The organism is Comamonas sp. wu1-DMT, from assembly GCF_040187805.1.
GTDB classification, from domain to species: Bacteria; Pseudomonadota; Gammaproteobacteria; order Burkholderiales; family Burkholderiaceae_C; genus Comamonas; species Comamonas thiooxydans.
In genome coordinates, this window is the sequence record NZ_JBANEM010000014.1 from 84,830 (window position 1) to 102,592 (window position 17,763).

General features: G+C 62.8%; 14 protein-coding genes. 7 read left to right on the forward strand and 7 right to left on the reverse strand.

Annotation, left to right across the window (positions count from 1 at the left end):
- Positions 1–23 precede the first annotated feature (23 nt).
- Complete coding sequence (sbcD, locus tag V8Z78_RS19230; protein WP_349731914.1) at positions 24–1,268, forward strand: exonuclease subunit SbcD; 1,245 nt, start codon at positions 24–26, stop codon at positions 1,266–1,268.
- Complete coding sequence (locus V8Z78_RS19235; RefSeq protein ID WP_349731915.1) at positions 1,265–4,696, forward strand: AAA family ATPase; 3,432 nt, start codon at positions 1,265–1,267, stop codon at positions 4,694–4,696. The genes sbcD and V8Z78_RS19235 overlap by 4 nt, the downstream gene beginning before the upstream one ends.
- A gap of 8 nt (positions 4,697–4,704) precedes the next feature.
- Here the strand turns inward: V8Z78_RS19235 and V8Z78_RS19240 are convergent, their stop codons facing one another.
- Positions 4,705–5,658, reverse strand: coding sequence for a dioxygenase family protein (locus V8Z78_RS19240; protein ID WP_349731916.1), 954 nt, complete (start codon positions 5,656–5,658; stop codon positions 4,705–4,707).
- A gap of 339 nt (positions 5,659–5,997) precedes the next feature.
- Here V8Z78_RS19240 and V8Z78_RS19245 point away from each other — a divergent pair, with 339 nt between their 5' ends.
- From V8Z78_RS19245 to V8Z78_RS19265, 5 genes are all read left to right on the forward strand, one after another.
- Positions 5,998–7,113: a TRAP transporter substrate-binding protein gene (locus tag V8Z78_RS19245; RefSeq protein ID WP_012839868.1), complete on the forward strand. Its 1,116-nt coding sequence runs from the start codon at positions 5,998–6,000 to the stop codon at positions 7,111–7,113.
- 116 nt (positions 7,114–7,229) lie between these two features.
- The gene (locus V8Z78_RS19250) at positions 7,230–7,802 is read left to right on the forward strand and encodes a TRAP transporter small permease subunit (RefSeq protein ID WP_003068125.1); all 573 of its coding nucleotides are present in this window, start codon (positions 7,230–7,232) and stop codon (positions 7,800–7,802) included.
- Entirely contained in the window at positions 7,799–9,742 is a 1,944-nt protein-coding gene (locus V8Z78_RS19255; RefSeq protein WP_179626879.1) for a TRAP transporter large permease, read from the forward strand. The genes V8Z78_RS19250 and V8Z78_RS19255 overlap by 4 nt, the downstream gene beginning before the upstream one ends.
- Before the next feature lie 220 nt (positions 9,743–9,962).
- Positions 9,963–11,747 (forward strand): NAD(P)/FAD-dependent oxidoreductase, encoded by a 1,785-nt coding sequence (locus V8Z78_RS19260; protein ID WP_179626880.1) that lies wholly within the window; start codon positions 9,963–9,965, stop codon positions 11,745–11,747.
- Positions 11,748–11,923: 176 nt separating this feature from the next.
- On the forward strand, positions 11,924–12,493 hold the full coding sequence (locus V8Z78_RS19265) for a hypothetical protein (protein ID WP_012839871.1): 570 nt from the start codon (positions 11,924–11,926) through the stop codon (positions 12,491–12,493).
- Positions 12,494–12,511: 18 nt separating this feature from the next.
- On the opposite strand, the gene V8Z78_RS19270 is transcribed toward V8Z78_RS19265, so the two are convergent.
- The 6 genes from V8Z78_RS19270 to pyrC form a co-directional block, all read right to left on the reverse strand.
- The gene (locus V8Z78_RS19270) at positions 12,512–13,306 is read right to left on the reverse strand and encodes an oxepin-CoA hydrolase, alternative type (protein WP_349731917.1); all 795 of its coding nucleotides are present in this window, start codon (positions 13,304–13,306) and stop codon (positions 12,512–12,514) included.
- Positions 13,307–13,392: 86 nt separating this feature from the next.
- A complete protein-coding gene (locus V8Z78_RS19275) occupies positions 13,393–13,761 on the reverse strand; it encodes a YXWGXW repeat-containing protein (RefSeq protein WP_003068115.1) in 369 nt (122 codons plus the stop codon).
- Positions 13,762–13,885: 124 nt separating this feature from the next.
- Positions 13,886–14,758: a protease HtpX gene (htpX, locus tag V8Z78_RS19280; RefSeq protein WP_003068113.1), complete on the reverse strand. Its 873-nt coding sequence runs from the start codon at positions 14,756–14,758 to the stop codon at positions 13,886–13,888.
- 73 nt (positions 14,759–14,831) lie between these two features.
- A complete protein-coding gene (locus V8Z78_RS19285; protein WP_349731923.1) occupies positions 14,832–15,650 on the reverse strand; it encodes a DUF3025 domain-containing protein in 819 nt (272 codons plus the stop codon).
- Positions 15,651–15,664: 14 nt separating this feature from the next.
- Complete coding sequence (locus V8Z78_RS19290; RefSeq protein WP_012839874.1) at positions 15,665–16,546, reverse strand: NYN domain-containing protein; 882 nt, start codon at positions 16,544–16,546, stop codon at positions 15,665–15,667.
- 150 nt (positions 16,547–16,696) lie between these two features.
- The gene (gene pyrC / locus V8Z78_RS19295) at positions 16,697–17,743 is read right to left on the reverse strand and encodes a dihydroorotase (protein ID WP_349731924.1); all 1,047 of its coding nucleotides are present in this window, start codon (positions 17,741–17,743) and stop codon (positions 16,697–16,699) included.
- Between the last annotated feature and the right edge of the window lie 20 nt (positions 17,744–17,763).

Consider the following 17,763-nt stretch of genomic DNA (forward strand, 5'->3'; position numbering starts at 1 on the left):
GCCGGCTGGCATACCATCGCCGCATGCGTCTTCTCCATACCTCCGACTGGCATCTGGGCCAGCACTTCATGGGCCGCAGCCGTCAGGCCGAGCATCAGGCCCTGATCGACTGGTTGCTCGCCCAGGTGCAGGCCCATGCCGTGGATGCCGTGCTGATCGCCGGCGACATCTTCGACACCGGAGCCCCGCCCAGCTATGCGCGCGAGCTGTACAACCAGCTCATCGTGCGCCTGCACGACGCAGGCGCGGCCTTGCTGATCCTGGCGGGCAATCATGACTCGGTCAGCGTGCTCGATGAAAGCCGCGAGCTGCTGACCTACCTGGGCGCCCAGGTGGTCAGCTCGACCGGTGATGAGGCCCGGCATGTCGTCACGCTGCCTCGACGTGGCACAGCGCGGGAGCCTGGCTGCATCGTCTGCGCACTGCCCTTCATCCGCCCGCGTGATGTGCAGCAAAGCCAGGCCGGACAAAGCGCACAGGACAAGCAACAGGCACTGCAAGCCGCGATTGCATCCACCTACCAGCGCGTGTATGCCGCAGCCCTTCAAACGCAGAATGAGATACAGGCCAGCCAGGGTGAACTGCTGCCCATCATTGCCACCGGCCATCTGACCACGGTGGGTGCCAGCAGCAATGAATCGGTGCGTGAAATCTATGTAGGCGCACTGGAGGCTTTTCCGACCAATGCTTTCCCGCCAGCCTGCTATATCGCCCTTGGCCATATCCACAAGCCGCAGCTCGTCGGCGGGCTCGATCACATCCGCTACAGTGGCTCGCCCATCGCCCTGGGCTTTGACGAAGCCAGGCAGACCAAGCAGGTACAGCTGGTGGATCTCAATGCCGATGGGCTGCAGGCCGTCACCGCCCTGCCCGTGCCGGTGTTCCAGCCCATGGCCTCCATCGCCGGCAGTCTGACGCACATGCCTGCATTGCTGAAATCTACCTCGGCCCAGGCACAAGCCGATCGACCGGTCTGGCTGGAGGTGACGGTACAGGAAGACGACTATCTCTCCGACCTCACGGCGCGCGTGCAGGCCATGGCCGAGTCGCTGCCCGTGGAGATTCTGCGCATCAAGCGCCAGCGCGGCCAGGCTGCGGCACAGCTGTCCGGCGAAGCCCACGAGTCGCTGGATGAACTCACCCCGCTCGATGTGTTTGCACGCCGACTGGCCCTGGAGAGCCTGGAGCCCCCACTGCAATCGGCGCTGACCGAGCGCTATCAACAGGTGCTGCACGGCCTCCACGACGAGCAAGGAGCAGCGGCATGAGAATTCTCAAACTGCGGCTGAAGAACCTGAACTCGCTCAAGGGCGAGTGGAACATCGACTTCACCGCTGCCCCCTTTGCCGACAACGGCCTGTTTGCCATCACCGGATCCACGGGCGCTGGCAAGTCCACGCTGCTCGATGCCATCTGCCTTGCGCTCTATCACCAGACGCCGCGCCTAGACAGCATCAGCGGCAGCAACGACATCATGACGCGCCACACCGGTGAGTGCGAAGCCGAGGTGGAGTTCGAAGTCAAGGGCGTGGCCTACCGCGCCTTCTGGAGCCAGCGCCGCGCGCGCGGCAAGCCGGATGCTGCCCTTCAAGCTCCCAGGGTGGAGCTGGCACTGGTGGCGGACGGCAGCATACTCACCACCCATATCAAGGACAAAACCCGGCGCATCGCCGAAATCACCGGACTGGACTTTGCGCGCTTTACCAAGTCCATGCTGCTGGCCCAGGGAGGCTTTGCCGCCTTCTTGCAGGCCACGGCCAATGAGCGCGCCGAGCTGCTCGAAGAACTGACCGGCACCGATATCTACGGTCGCATCTCGCAGTCCGTTTTCGAAAGAGCGCGCGACGCCCGCCAAGCCCTGGAAAAGCAACAGGCCCAGGCACAGGGCATGCAACTGCTGGATGCAGGCACACGCGAGCAGCTGCAGTCCCAGGCGGCACTGCTACAGACCGGCTTGACGGATCTGCAGGCACGCCACCAGCAACTGCAAACCGTACAACGCTGGCAGGCACAGACCATGCAGGCCATGGAGGAGGTTGAGCAGGCGCGCAATGCACAAGCAAACGCCCAGCAAGCGCTGAGTGATGCAGCACAAGATTTGCTGCGCCTGCAGGCCCACGGACCTGCGCAGGCAATCCAGCCCATGCACCATCGCTGGCAGCTGGCACAAGACCAGCAAAGCGAACAGGCCGCGCAATTGCAGCAACTGCATACCCTGCGGCTGCAAGCCCAAAGCGCGCAATGGCATCAACACCAACAGGCCCGGCAACTGGCTGACGATCAGCTGCAGCAGTCAAGGCTGCAACTGCAGTCTGCACAGGCCCGGCAGGCCGACTTGACGGCATGGCAGCAAGCCCATGCCAGCCGCGCCCTACTGGGTGAAAACCTCAGCGGCTGGCGCGAGCAGCTGCAGCAAGGCCAGCAACTACAACGGCAAACCGTCCAGGCAGAAGGCCAGATGACGCAGCTGCAGAAGCTCGCCCGGCAACTGCAGCAGCAAGCAGACGCACAGACGCAGCAATCCACGCAGTCGACACGGCAAGTCTCCCAGACGCTGCAACAGCAGCAGGCCGCAGAGCAAGCCCTGCAGCAGCAGCTGACCACGCACGGCAGCCTGCCTCAGCTGCGCAGCCACTGGCAAAACGCAGAGCGCCAGCTGCATCACTGGCAGCAGTTGCAGGAACATGCCGAACTGCGCCAGCCCCTGGACGTGCAGCAGCAGCGCAATTCGCAGGCGCTGAGCTCCGTTGATTCCCGCATTCAGGAGCAGCTGGCGCAACGCGATGACTTGCGTGTGCAGTACAAGGCTCTCAAGGAAAAGGTGGCCGACAAGCAAGCCCTGCTTGACCAGGAGCGCCTCATCCAAAGCCTGCAAGAGCACCGCGCTGCGCTGCAGCCCGGAGATGCCTGCCCGCTGTGCGGGTCTCAGGACCACCCAGCCATCACCGAATACGCGGCGCTGGATGTATCAGCCACAGCCGCTGCGCTGCAGCAGGCACAGAGCGAACTCGAGTCGCTGCAGCGCCAGGGCGAGCAGCTGAACACCGCGCTGGCCACTGCCCAGGGCCAGCGGCAGCAGCAGCAGGAGCAGCACCAGGCCATTGCCCAGCAGATTGAAAAATGGCTGTCACGCTGGACTGACTTGCGCGCGCAGAGCGCAGTGCCGCTGGATGAGGCGGCATGGCAGCAGCCCGAAGCACTGCGCACCGCTTGCGCTGAAGCCGGGCAGCAGATTGTGCAGCTGCAGCAGAACCTGGCCGATGCCGAAACTGCCGAACGCCAGCTGCAACAGTCCAAGGACGCCTGCCAGGCGGCTGTGCAACACCAGCAGCAGATCGAGCATGCACAGGCCAGCACCCGGCAGGCTCTGCAGAGCAATCTGACGCAGCAGGAGCAGACCGCTCAGGCACTGCAAGCCTTGATGCAGCAGGCCGGCGGCCTGCAAACTCGCTTGCAGCTTGCTCTGCAGACGGCAGGCTACGCATTGCCCGACAGCGCAGACACCGCAGACTGGCTGGATGCGCGTCAGCAGGAATGGCAGCAATGGCAGCGCCAGCAACAGGCAATGCAAGAGCTGACCCAGCAGATCGACCTTCTGCAACGCCAGGTCGAACAAGCCGCAGAGGATGCAGAGCACTGGCTGCAACGCAGCCAGGCCCTGCCTGACATGTCCGCCGACGCCACCGCCTATACAGTGCCAGCCGCCGTCACGCTGCAGGACTGCAGAGTTCTGCTCGAACAAACAGCGCAGCAACTGGCCAGGCTGCAAGGTCAGGCAAGCCAGGCACAAGCCACGCTCGATCAGCTGCAGCAATCGACGCAGCAGACCCTGGTCGAATGGCAGCAGGCACTGCAGGCCAGCCCGTTCTCCGACGAGGCGCAATACACCGCAGCCCTGCTGTCCGATGCCGAACAGCAAGGCCTGCAGGCACTGAGCAACCAGCTTCAGAATACGGCGCAACGCGCAGCGACTTTGCATGCAGACGCCCACCAGCGCCTGACCGCACTGCAAGCACAGGCGCTCAGCGATGAAGCACCCGAAACCATTACCGAGCAGATCACCCAGCTGGAGACCGAACGCGCCCAGCAAGCCGAGCAACTGGGCGCCCACCGCGCCCGCCTCAAAGATGACGATGAGCGCCGCGCGGGCCAGCAGGCCTTGCTGGCCCAGATTGCCGAGCAGGAAAAAGACTGCGACCTGTGGCAGCGGCTGGACGGCCTGATCGGCTCCGCCAAGGGCGACAAGTTCCGCAAATTTGCACAGGGGCTGACGCTAGACCATTTGCTGCATCTGGCCAACCGGCACCTCGAGCGTCTGCATGGTCGCTATCTGCTGCGGCGCAAGCCCACTGGCGAGCTGGAGTTGGACATCGTGGACGGCTGGCAGGGTGATGTGGCACGCGACACGCGCACTCTCTCGGGCGGCGAGGCTTTTCTCGTCAGCCTGGCACTGGCACTGGCACTGTCCGATCTGGTCAGCAGCAAGACCTCGATTGACTCGCTATTCCTCGACGAAGGCTTCGGCACGCTGGACGGAGACACGCTGGAGATGGCCCTCGCCGCGCTCGATGCACTCAACGCCAGCGGCAAGATGATTGGCGTCATCAGCCATGTGGAGGCTCTCAAGGAGCGCATTCCAGCGCAGATCCGCGTGGAAAAAGCGGCCGGAATCGGCTACTCCAGACTGGTGATCTGAAGCCTGTTTCAGGTGCCGGGCGGAGGTGGCGGCATCATGCCCGGGCGCGGCGGCCGCCGCCCCGGACCTCCCGGCCCGCCTGGTCCGCCCGGCGGCATGGAGCCCTTGACCTGGCAGAGCTTGTCTGCGGTATCGCTGCGCACCACCACGGTCTTCGATGCCAGCATCACCCCGCCCAGGTTCTGCACATCGAAGACATAAGCCGTCTTGTCCGGCTCCTGCCCGACCACGTTATCCACATCCAGGCGGGTATCGGGCTGGCCCTTGTCCCTGTAGGGCGGCGCCTGCGCAAAGATTTCGCCGTTGAGCGCATCGCTGAACAACAACTGGCTGGTCAGCCACGATGCAGCACTGTCTGCCGGGTCGTAGCTGCCTTGCAGAATGCGAAAGTGCACATGCACGGCGCGGCCTCGGTACCAGCCCGGGTAGCAGCTATCAAAGCGCGCCACGCCATTGCCGTCGGTGCGCTGATAGCCGCGAAAGAACTGCTTGTTCACATCGGCGGCATCGTTGTTGCACATGCGGTGAATCTGGCCCGAGTAACCGCCCGTGTGATTGGTATGCCAGATCTCGACAATCGTTCCCGCCACCGGCTCGCAGCGCTCGTTGACCACGCGGATCTGCATATGCAGCGGCAGGCCATCCCAGCCATCGCTGATATCCGTTCGCTGCGGCGACAGCGTGTGGCAGGGGCCGATGGTGGCCTCGCAGGTCAGGCGGCAACCGCCCGCCAGCCCGGCACCGGCAAACGGGTTGATGCTGCGCACGGCAGCTGTGATGGCCGCCGTACCACCGCTCAGCCATGGAGCAGCCGCTTGCCTCCCGCTCCTCACCGACTCCGCTGCGGGAGCGGCGCAGCCGAGCAAGGGAATGACGGGCAGCGCCCCCAGTACAGCACCGGAATGCTGCAGCCAATGCCTGCGGGTAAGCGGCAGGAACGAGTCGGAGGATGAATGGGACATGGAGCTTGGGCGTCAAGTCAGACTGACCGCATGCTAGTGCACGGCAAGTCATTCAGGCGCTTGCTTTGCGAGCTTTACCGCAACGATACATCCACGCAGCGCCCCCCAAATTACCCTTAACCGACAGATCTCCAGCACTGCAAAGCACTCACCAATCCATAGCAAACACCACTTTGATTTCGGGCGTAATAGATTGATTTCAATAAAGAAAAATCAAGACCTCAAGCAGCAACCCGTCCATCAAGTCTGGTGTTAACCCTCTGCGCCGGCCTGTCACTCGCTTCAAAGATGCATGCACTGGCGGAAGGCCAGGATAACCACCCAGAGGAGATGAAGTAGATGACACAGGAGACCCAGAAAACCGGCCGCCGCAACCTACTCAAAGGTGCCGCGGTGGCTGCTTCCGCCATGTCCGTGCCCATGATAAGCACGGCCCAGACCACGTCCTGGCGCTTTCAGAGTACCTGGCCAGCCAAGGATATTTTTCACGAGTTTGCCCAGGACTTCGCGAAGAAAGTCAACGACATGACCGGCAACCGCCTCAAGATCGAGGTGCTGCCTGCCGGCTCCGTGGTGCCTGCATTCCAGTTGCTGGATGCCGTATCCAAAGGCACGCTGGATGGCGGGCACGGCGTGATTGCGTACTGGTATGGCAAAAGCCAGGCCGTAGCGCTGTGGGGGTCCGGACCGGCCTTTGGCATGGATGCCAATATGGTGCTGGCCTGGCACAACTATGGCGGAGGCAAGGAGCTGCTGGACGAGATCTACGGCGGCCTGAAAATGGACGTGGTCTCCAAACTCTATGGCCCCATGCCGACCCAGCCGCTGGGCTGGTTCAAGAAACCCGTGGCCAAGGTGGAGGACCTGAAGGGACTGAAATTCCGCACCGTCGGCCTTGCCGTGGATGTGTTTACGGAAATGGGTCTGGCAGTGAACCCGCTGCCTGCCGGTGAGATCGTTCCAGCCCTGGATCGCGGCCTGCTGGATGCCGCCGAGTTCAACAATGCATCCAGCGACCGCGTGCTGGGCTTTCCGGATGTGACCAAGAACTGCATGCTGCAAAGCTTTCACCAGTCGAGCGAGCAGTTCGAGGTGTTGTTCAACAAGACCAAGTTCAATGCCCTGCCGGCCGAGATCAAGTCCATCATCGAGTACGCCACCCAGGCCGCCAGCGCCGACATGAGCTGGAAGGCCACCGACCGCTATGCCAAGGACTATGCAGAGATGCAGTCCAAGCAGGGCGTGAAGTTCTACAAGACACCCGACACCATCCTGCGCGCCCAACTGGCCGCCTGGGACAAGGTGACATCCAAGAAGGCCTCCGAGAACCCCATGTTCAAGCGGGTGATGGACTCCATGCGCACGTTTGCCCAGCGCAGCGGACGCTGGCAAAACGATACCGACCTCGACTTCAAGATGGCCTGGAACCACTACTTCGCGCAAAAGCGCAGTTGATTCCGACGCAGCGCAGCCCAGCAGGGGCTGCGCCTGTCTGCCTCCCGCAGTCCCGCCCCGGCAGGCGGGCATCTCATCTTCTTCGCACCTCGCTGCATCACGCAGCGGAGACTGCCATGCAAAAAATTCTGCTTGCTGTCGATGCGTTCTCGACCTTTATCGGCAAGGTGGCGGCCTGGGCCGTGGTGCTGCTGACAATGCTGATCAGCTGGGAGGTGTTCTCCCGCTATGCACTGAACAAACCTCACGCCTGGGTGCTGGATGCACAGATCATGCTCTACGGCACCATGTTCATGCTGGCCGGCGCCTACACCCTGTCCAAGAACGGCCATGTGCGCGGCGATGTGCTCTACGGCTTCTTCAGCCCGCGTGCGCAGGCTGCCGTGGATCTGTGCCTGTACATCCTGTTCTTCCTGCCTGGCGTACTGGCGCTGACCTGGGCCGGCTGGACCTATGCCCACGAATCGCTGGATATTCGCGAGCAGACCTTCTCTGCCCATCCGTTGCCGCTGTATCCATTCAAATTCATGATTCCGCTGGCTGGTGGCGTGCTGCTGCTTCAGGGCCTGGCTGAAATCGCCCGCTGCATGCTGTGCCTGCGCGACGGCCAATGGCCCCGTCGCGGCGCAGACGTGGAAGAAGTGGATGTGGAAAAGCTCAAGGAAATGGTGCAGGAGGGCAAAGCATGAAGATGCGAAAGGAACTCTGGTTCGGCTTTTCCATCATGGCCCTGGTCGTGCTCTCGGCCATCGTGCTGCTGCTGGGCGTAGAAAACATCACCAACGGCCATCTGGGCCTGCTGATGCTGTCGCTGGTGGTGGTCGCCATCATGCTGGGCTTTCCCACTGCCTTCACGCTGATGGGCATGGGCATGATCTTCACCTGGCTGGCCTATGAGCGCGATACCACACGCACACTGGATTTGATGGTGCAGTCAGCCTACAAGAGCATGACCAATGACGTGCTCATCGCCATCCCCCTTTTCGTCTTCATGGGCTATCTGGTCGAGCGCGCCAACCTGATCGAAAAGCTGTTCAAAAGCATGCACCTGGCCATGGCCCGCGTGCCGGGCTCGCTTGCTGTGGCCACGCTGGTGACCTGCACCGTGTTTGCCACCGCCACCGGCATTGTGGGCGCCGTGGTCACGCTCATGGGCCTGCTGGCACTGCCCACCATGCTGCGTGCCGGCTACAGCACGTCCATGGCGGCAGGGGCCATCACGGCGGGTGGCTGCCTGGGCATCTTGATACCGCCTTCGGTGCTGCTGATTCTCTATGGCGCGACAGCAGGCGTTTCCGTCGTCCAGCTGTATGCCGGCGCTTTCTTCCCTGGCCTGATGCTTGCCGGCCTGTACGTGGGCTATGTGGTTATCATGGCCAAGATCAAGCCGGCCTGGGCACCACCGCTGTCAGCCGCCGAGCGCCAGGTAGCTCTACCGCCCCTGACTCGCGAGCTGCCCGCCACCGCTCAGCAATACGCCCCCATGCGCCTGCTGGCCGCACTCAAAGGCCAGCGCAATGCACAGGTTCCCACGGGCTATCTGCTGCGCCAGCTGGCCGTGGTGGTTCTGCCCGGAATGCTGTTCCTGCTGCTGGCTGCCAGCAGCTGGCAGGCAGTGACGACGCCTGCGGTGCAGGAACAGTTCGAGATCCAGCCCATAGGCATGGAAAGCGGCAGCTCCTCCAGCTCCAGCTCCGGCACTGGCCTTGCCGAGCCGCCCATAGAAGGTGGCTTGCAGGAACCACCCACAGAAGGAGGGCTACAGGAGCCGCCCGGCTCAGAGTCCTCCGCCCCGGTGGCAGCAACGGCGCCGGCAGAGCCTGAAACAGGCAGCAACGCACCGGGCGTGCCTGCTGCCAGCCAGGCTGAAACCCAGCCAGCCCCCACCTGGTGGTGGATTGGCTTTGCAGTGCTGGGGACCTGCACCGCACTGTTTTATCTGTTTCTGAGTTTTGCGCGGCTGGAAATCTTCAAGATGCTGCTGGGCTCGTTCTTTCCGCTGGTGGTGCTGATCCTGACCGTACTCGGCTCCATTGTCTTTGGCCTGGCCACGCCGACCGAAGCGGCTGCCATGGGTGCCTTGGGCGGCTTTGTGCTTGCCGCTGCCTACAAGCGCCTGAGTATCGATGTCGTCAAGGAGTCCGTGTACCTGACCGCCAAGACCTCGGCCATGGTCTGCTGGCTGTTTGTGGGCTCGGCCATTTTCTCCGCCGCCTTTGCATTGCTGGGCGGGCAGGAGCTGATAGAGCGCTGGGTGCTGTCCATGAACCTCAGCAAGATAGAGTTCATGATCCTCTCCCAGGTCGTGATCTTTCTGCTGGGCTGGCCGCTGGAATGGACGGAGATCATCGTCATCTTCATGCCCATCTTCATCCCTCTGCTCAACCACTTTGGCGTTGACCCGCTGTTCTTCGGCCTGCTGGTGGCGCTGAATCTGCAGACGGCCTTCCTCTCTCCACCCGTGGCCATGTCTGCCTTCTACCTCAAGGGGGTGGCACCGCCTTCGGTGACGCTCAACCAGATATTCGTGGGCATGATGCCCTTCATGGGCATACAAATCCTGGCCATCGTGCTGCTCTACATCTGGCCGCAGATCGGTCTGTGGCTGCCGCAACTGCTCTACAAATAACAAAAGGCCACCAGCACATCACTATCAAATGCATAGCTGACTGCGCTTGTTACATAGCAACTTCGTGTTCAAAGAGATGAGAACATGAGCTGTATCAAGCGCAAACCGCTATCTTCTTAGAAGCGATAAGCACAACAAAAGCCGAGGTCACCATGGCCTTGTCGCGCAGTCATCAGGTCTTTGCCGTACCATCCAGACCCTTGCTTGATAGGTACAAGCCATGATCCGGATCGCAGAACTCAAACTCCCTCTCTCGGCGGTTGAATACCACCCCGAGAACCACACCGAATACCAGCCCACGGACAAGCTCACGCAGCTTGCTGCCGAGCGCCTGGGAATTGCGGCCGCCGCCATTGCCAAGCTGCATGTGCACAAACGCAGCTTCGATGCGCGCAAGGCGGAACTGCTGGCCGTCTACATTGTCGACATCACGCTGGCCGACGAGGGCCAGGAGGCCGCGCTGCTGACGCAGTTTGCCGACCATCCCCATGTCAACCCGACGCCAGACATGAGCTGGAAACCCGTGGGCCAGGCCCCGGCGGATCTGGATGAGCGCCCCGTGGTCGTGGGCTTTGGCCCCTGCGGCATGTTTGCCGGGCTGGTTCTGGCCCAGATGGGCTTCAAGCCCATCGTGCTGGAGCGCGGCAAGACCGTGCGCGAGCGCACCAAGGACACATGGCGGTTGTGGCGCAAGCGCGAGCTGACGCCCGAGTCCAATGTGCAGTACGGCGAAGGCGGCGCCGGCACCTTCTCCGACGGCAAGCTCTACAGCCAGATCAAGGACCCGCGCCATCTGGGCCGCAAGGTGCTGACCGAGTTCGTGACCTATGGCGCGCCGCCCGAAATTCTCTATGCGGCTCACCCCCATATCGGAACTTTCAAGCTGGTCAAGCTGGTCGAAGGCATTCGCGAGGAAATCGTGCGCCTGGGCGGCGAAATCCGCTTCGAGCAGCGCGTGACCGATGTACAGATCGAAGAAGTCGACGGCCAGCGCCAACTGGTCGGCCTGCAGGTGCTCGACCAGGCCACAGGCCAAAGCTATGCGCTGCCCACCCATCATGCTGTGATGGCTCTGGGCCACAGCTCGCGCGACACTTTTGCCATGTTCTACGAGCGCGGCGTGGCCATGGAGGCCAAACCCTTCTCCGTGGGCTTTCGCATCGAGCATCCGCAAAGCGTGATCGACCGCGCCCGCTGGGGCAAGGATGCCGGCCACCCGCTGCTGGGCGCTGCCGACTACAAGCTGGTGCACCATGCCAAAAATGGCCGCGCCGTCTACAGCTTCTGCATGTGCCCGGGCGGCACCGTGGTGGCAGCGACCAGCGAACCCGGGCGCGTCGTCACCAACGGCATGAGCCAGTATTCGCGCGCCGAGCGCAATGCCAATGCCGGCATGGTCTGCGCCATCAGCCCCGAGGACTACCCGCAAGACGCCGAGAGCTTTGCCTGGGCCTTTGACGGCAAGACCTTTGGTGTTGAAAAGCAGCAAAAAGGCGAGCATCACCCGCTTTCCGGCATTGTGCTACAGCGCCAGCTGGAGTCCAGGGCCTATGTGCTCGGCGGCCAGAACTACAGTGCGCCCGGCCAGCTCGTGGGCGACTTTGTGTCTGGCAAGCCCTCCACCGAGTTTGGCGAGGTGCAACCCTCGTACAAGCCCGGCATCAGCCTCGGCGATCTGCACCAGGCCCTGCCCGCCTATGCGATCGAGGCCATGCGCGAGGCCTTGCCCGCCTTTGGCAAGAAGATTCGCGGCTACGACATGAAGGATGCGGTGCTGACCGGTGTGGAAACCCGCACCTCGTCCCCGGTCAAGATCGGCCGCGGCGCCGACTTCCAGAGCGACAACACGCGCGGTCTATACCCGGCCGGTGAAGGTGCGAGTTACGCAGGCGGCATTCTGTCGGCCGGTGTGGATGGCATCAAGGTCGGCGAGGCCGTGGCTGCGGCGATTCTCGGCGTAGAGGTGCCCTCCTCGGGCGCGCGCGGCTCGGGCGGCGCGCTGTAAGCAACGCGGCAGCGGCCTCTTTGTGTGTCCCAGGCATGGCTGCCCCGCGGCTGGCTGCCTTTGAGGGGCACGAGCACACCGGCGGTCATGGCTTTTACAAGTTTTGGGACTCTGACTGACATGGTCCAGGGCCTGGCATCGCTACGCTGGGGACTTCATCGCATGCCAGCGTCATCATGAAATCTCTGCGACTCGCCCCTGCCTCTGCCACCCTGGGACTGGCCTGCTGGCTGGCTGCCGCCAGTGCCGGCGCACAAACCAGTGATCCCGCTGCCGCGGCGGACAAGAGCGCCGACAAGCCCTCGGCGCTCTCGGGCTGGATGTTCGGCTACGCCCCTCTGGACTGGCATTTCTCCGATGCCAAGAAGGAAAACGATTTCGAGCCCGACGAACAAAAGCACGCCTATGTCTGGCTGATCCAGGCCGAGAAGGAGCTGGACGAACGCCATATCGCAGGCTTTGCCTATTTCAGGAATTCATTCGGTCAGCCCAGCCAGTACGCCTATTACGGCTGGCGCTTCAGGCCGTTTGACAGCGTGCCAGGCCTTTTCTTCAAGGTCACGGGCGGCATCATTCACGGCTACAAGTTTCCGTACAACAAGAAGATCCCGTTCAACAACCGGCATGGCTGGGGCATCACGGCCATTCCGGCCGTGGGCTACGACTTCAACAGCAACTGGGGCGCCCAAATCAACGTCCTTGGCAACGCCGGCGTGATGTTCCAGCTCAACTACACGGTTCGCTAGGCCGTCGGGAACGACCTGTCAGGCTCCGCGCAGCCTGGCAAAGTCGGGCGCACGCTTTTCCAGAAAGGCCGCAATGCCTTCGCGGGACTCCTCGCTGCCCTGGGCCTCGACCATATGGTCAGCCTCCAGCGCCAGCTGCTGCTCCAGGCTGTGGCTGTGGGCCACCCAACACAGCGCCTTGATTCGCGCAGTCGCCACTTCCGGCCCCTGGGCCAGTTGCCGCGCCAGCTCCAGCGCTTGGGCCAGGGCCTGGCCCGGCTCCGTCAAACGGTTGATGCAGCCATGCGCGTGCATGCGCTCGCCGCTGATGCGCTCGCCCGTCAGGCAGAGCTCGGTCAGCAATTGGCGGGACATGAATTCGGCCAGAAACGAAGTCGCGCCACCGTCGGGTGTGAGGCCAACCTTCACATAGGCCACCGAGAAAACCGCCGACCTTGCAGCCACCAGCATGTCGCAAGCCATGGCCAGAGACAGGCCTGCACCCGCGGCAGCGCCCTCCACCGCCGCGATCACGGGTTTGGGGCAGTCGCGTATGGCACGAATCAGATGGTTGAGGTCCTCAAGCTTTAGGCGGCGTTCGGCCAGCGGCATCTCGCGCCTCGTTGCCAGCTGGTTCAGATCGCCGCCAGCGCAGAAATGACCGCCCTCGCCTGTCAGAATCACGGCGGCCACCGAGGCATCGGTGCCGGCCGCACGCAGCGCTTCCATGACCGCGTGGTAATACTCGGGCGACAGCGCATTGCGCGCTGCCTGGTTGTTGTTGGAGAGGATGAGAACAGCGCCTTCGCGGCGGGTGACAAGAGCAGGATTCACGGCAAACCTCCTGCATCCGACTCTAGCGATACAGGCACGGCCCGCCTAGCGGGCGGATGCCCTCTCTTGTCACCTAGCGGACGCCCTCAGCGGCGCGGTCCCCAATGGCCGCCGCCGTGATGCCAGCCGCCAGGACCATGATTCCACCCACCCTCATGCCAGCCATAGCCGGGACGTGGCGGCATGGCCCAGCGGCCGGGACGCCAGTTGTAGCGCCCGCCGCCCCAGCCCCAGGAGCCGCCGATCCAGACATAGGCCGGCGAGGGAGCCACCGGGATCACCTCGTTGATCAGGGGAGGCGGGGCCATGGGTGCATAGACGTCGCCCGCAACCACCTCGGTTCCATAAGCCGGATAGGCCGGGGCCACCACGCAGCCCGTAAGCAGGGCAGCGGAGCCGCCCAGCAGCAAGACCGGCAGCAGTCGGCGGGTCATGGTTTGAGAGATGAAGGACATCACAACTCCTGAAAGTCCGGGGACATGTATATGCTCCTACAACGCAAAAGCCCCTGCCGGTTGTTGACAGGGGCTTGTGAAGCAGCGGTAAAGACCGGCTACTGCCGTTTACACATGCGTACGCTTAGCGGGCGTTTTGCAGTGCAGCAATGCGCTGCTCGATGGGCGGGTGGGTAGAGAACAGCTGGCCGATGCCACCGGCAATGCCCATGGCCGCCACGCTCTTGGGCAGCTCGCCCGGATGCATGCCGCCCAAACGGGCCAGCGCATTCATCATGGGCTGCTTGCGCCCCATGAGCTGGGCAGCACCCGCATCGGCACGGAACTCGCGCTGGCGCGAGAACCAGGCCACGATCATGGCGGCGACAAAGCCCAGCAGGATATCCAGCACCACGGTGGTGATCATGTAGCCGATGCCGGGGCCGGAGCTTTGCTCGTCGTTGCGGCGCAGGAAGGAGTCGACCGCATAGCCGATCACGCGCGAGAGGAAGACCACAAAGGTGTTCATCACGCCCTGGATCAGCGTCATGGTCACCATGTCGCCATTGGCGATGTGGGCCACTTCGTGACCGATCACGGCCTCGACCTCTTCACGGGTCATGCCTTCGAGCAGACCTGTGGACACGGCCACCAGGGCCGAGTTCTTGAAAGCGCCGGTCGCAAAGGCGTTGGGCTCGCCCTCATAGATGCCGACCTCGGGCATGCCGATGCCAGCCTTTTCGGCAAAGCCGCGCACGGTGTTGACGATCCAGGCCTCATCGGCATTGCGCGGCTCGTTGATGACCTGCACGCCCGATGTCCACTTGGCCATGGGCTTGGAGATCAGCAGCGAGATGATGGCGCCGCCAAAACCCATGATGAAGGCAAAACCCAGCAGGGCGCCCAGATTGAGGCCGTTGGCAGTGAGGTAGCGGTTGACGCCCAGCAAGCTGGCGACGATGCCCAATACCGCCACCACGGCGATATTGGTCAGTAGAAATAAGGCAATACGTTTCATCGAGGGTGTACTCCACACAGGGGACAAAATGACCAGAACCCCTGAGGCACCGCCTGTGCAGGGCAAATGCTCATCAAGCCAGTTCTCTTTCTGGCAGTACCCTTTGTTGTGTTGTTTGTGCGGTACGTGGGGCTCGGAAAACTAGAGAGTCATCATAGAAGGAAAAGTTCTGGTTTTGCAGGCACCAGTCCGGGATTCCCAATATGGGAATTGGTAGATAGGGCTTGCTGGCCAGATTGCAAGACTGGGTCCGCAACTGATGGTCCAGCCAGCCGTCTGCCTCGGCCAGCGATGCCAGGCGCGGCGCCTGCTGCGTCGGTACACAGATCACATGCGCGGTGATGGCCTTGCGCGGCTGAACCAGCTTTTCCAGCAGGGCATGGCCTATGGGCAGGAAGCGCGCCTGCTCCCACAGCGCACGCCGGGCCACAAACAGCTCCTGCCAGCGCTTGTCGCGCAGCGCATCGCACAGGGCCTGCGGCGCCAGCAGCAAGCCGCCGTTTTCGTCCAGCACCGTGATCGAATCGCGCAGGCGCCCGCGCTGCGCTCCCACACCCTGGCGCTCTATCTCGGCCGCCTGCAGCGCGTTGAGCCGCTGCTTGAGCAACGGCCAGTGCAGCCAGATCAGGCCGTTGAAGAAGTCATGCAGATTGTCGCGCGTGGGAATGCTGCGCCGGCTGTGGATGAATGCCTCATAGGCCTGGCCGGCAGGCAGCTGCAGCTGATCGACGAACTGCCAGCCCGGCAGCAGCCCGTGGGCGGCAGCCACCTCCTGCAAGGCCCGGGCCACGCCGGCACCGCCCAGCACCCGGTCATGAACCTGACGTCCAAGCGCTTGCAGCGGTGCCAGCCAGGGCGCCTGCCAGTCAATGGCCCAATCCACCGACGGCATTGCGGCTGGCTGCATCAAGGCAGCACCTCGTCCTGATGCCCACGCAGATCGCGCACCGCCACGCGGGCCGTGCCCTCGTCACGCAGCTCGAACACCTGGGTCGCGGCCATGAGCTTGGTCAGCGAGGCATAGCCATAGTTGCGCGCATCAAACGACAACTTGTTGCCGATATGCGTACCCACCGCAGCCACACGTGCCCAGCCGGCTTCGTCCTGCGTCGCCTTGACGGCATCGCGCAGCATGGCAATGAGCTGCCTGTCTTCCTTGAGCATGTGCGAAGGCACGCGCAACGTGGTGCATGCCGGGGCTGCAGCGCCCGTGCCACCGGCCACCTTGCCATTGCTGACAGGGAGGGTCTGCTCGGATGGCTGGCTTGCCGCAGGCACTGCACGTGGAACTGCCTCGGCCTCCAGTGCTTCGCGGCGTTCACTGCGGCTGACAATGCCGTCGCCGAGTTCCTTGAGCGCATCGAAATACAGAAAGCGCGAGCAGGCATTGACGAAAGCCCTGGGCGTCTGCTCCGCACCGAATCCATAGACCGCAGCTCCCTTGGCGCGCAAATGCATGACCAGCGGCGTGAAGTCGGCGTCCGAGGAAACGATGCCGAAGGCATCGGGCTTTTCGGTATAGAGCAGCTCCATGGCATCCACCGTCATGGCCATATCGGTCGCGTTCTTGCCCTTGGAGTAGTCGAACTGCTGCATGGGCCGCACGGCATATTCGAGCAGCTTGCTCTGCCAGCCATGCAGACCGGCCTTGGTCCAGTTGCCATAGGCACGGCGAATATTGATCAGGCCGAAGGTGGACAGCTCGGTCAATATCTCGTCAATCATCTCTGCGGGCGCGTTGTCCGCATCGATCAGCAAGGCAATCCTGGGCTGGACATCGTTGGGCATGCAATCTCCTGAGCGCTGTTTGGCCAAGCCTAACCGAGGCTCTGCGCAAAGCCAAACTAAAAAAAGGAGCGGCTTGCGCAACTCCTTTCTTGATTTCAGACCGGAAACACCTTTGATTCAAGTGAACACAGGCGCTTGCAGCTACTGTTTTTAATCCAGCATCTTCCAGGGCAGGGCTTCGCCAAAGCGCAGCGGCTTGAGCTGCGCCCCTTCGCCGTATGCAAAGCTCACGGGCGGCGTCCAGCTTTCCTTGACCAGGGTGATGGTGTCGGTGTTGCGGGGCAGTCCGTAGAAATCGGCTCCGTTGAAGGAAGCAAAGGCTTCCAGTTTGTCGAGAGCCCCGACGCCGTCGAACACCTCGGCATACATCTCGATGGCGGCGTGGGCACTGTAGCAGCCGGCGCAACCGGTCGCGGCTTCCTTCAGATGCGCTGCATGGGGTGCGCTGTCCGTGCCCAGGAAGAACTTGCTGCTGCCGCTGGTGGCGGCCTGCACCAGCGCCAGGCGATGGGTTTCGCGCTTCAGGACCGGCAGGCAATAGAAATGCGGGCGCACGCCGCCCAGGAAGATGGCGTTGCGGTTGAACAGCAGATGCTGTGGCGTGATGGTCGCAGCCAGGAAATCATCGGCCTCAGCCACGTACTCGGCCGCTTCCTTGGTCGTCACATGCTCCATGACGATCTTGAGCTCGGGGAAATCCTTGCGCAGAGGCTTGAGCTGCTGCTCGATGAACACGGCTTCACGGTCGAACAGGTCGATGCTCTGATCGGTGACTTCACCATGCACCAGCAGCACCAGACCTTCGCGCTGCATGGCTTGCAGCGTGGGATAAATCTTGCGCAGATCGGTCACGCCATGGTCGGAATTGGTCGTGGCACCTGCGGGGTAAAGCTTGCAGGCCACCACGCCGGCCGCCTTGGCGCGCACGATTTCCTGAGGGCCCAGGTTGTCCGTCAGATACAGCGTCATCAGCGGCTGGAACTGGCTGTCTTCAGGCACGGCCGACAGAATGCGGGCGCGGTAGTCCGCAGCCATCTCCGCCGTGGTGACCGGGGGCTTGAGGTTGGGCATGATGATGGCACGGCCCATCTGGCGGGCAGTGTGCGGCACCACGCAGCGCATGGCATCGCCATCGCGCACATGCAAGTGCCAATCATCGGGGCGGGTAATCGTGATGGTCTGAGTCATGGCCGATATTGTCCCATCTTCGCTGGCGG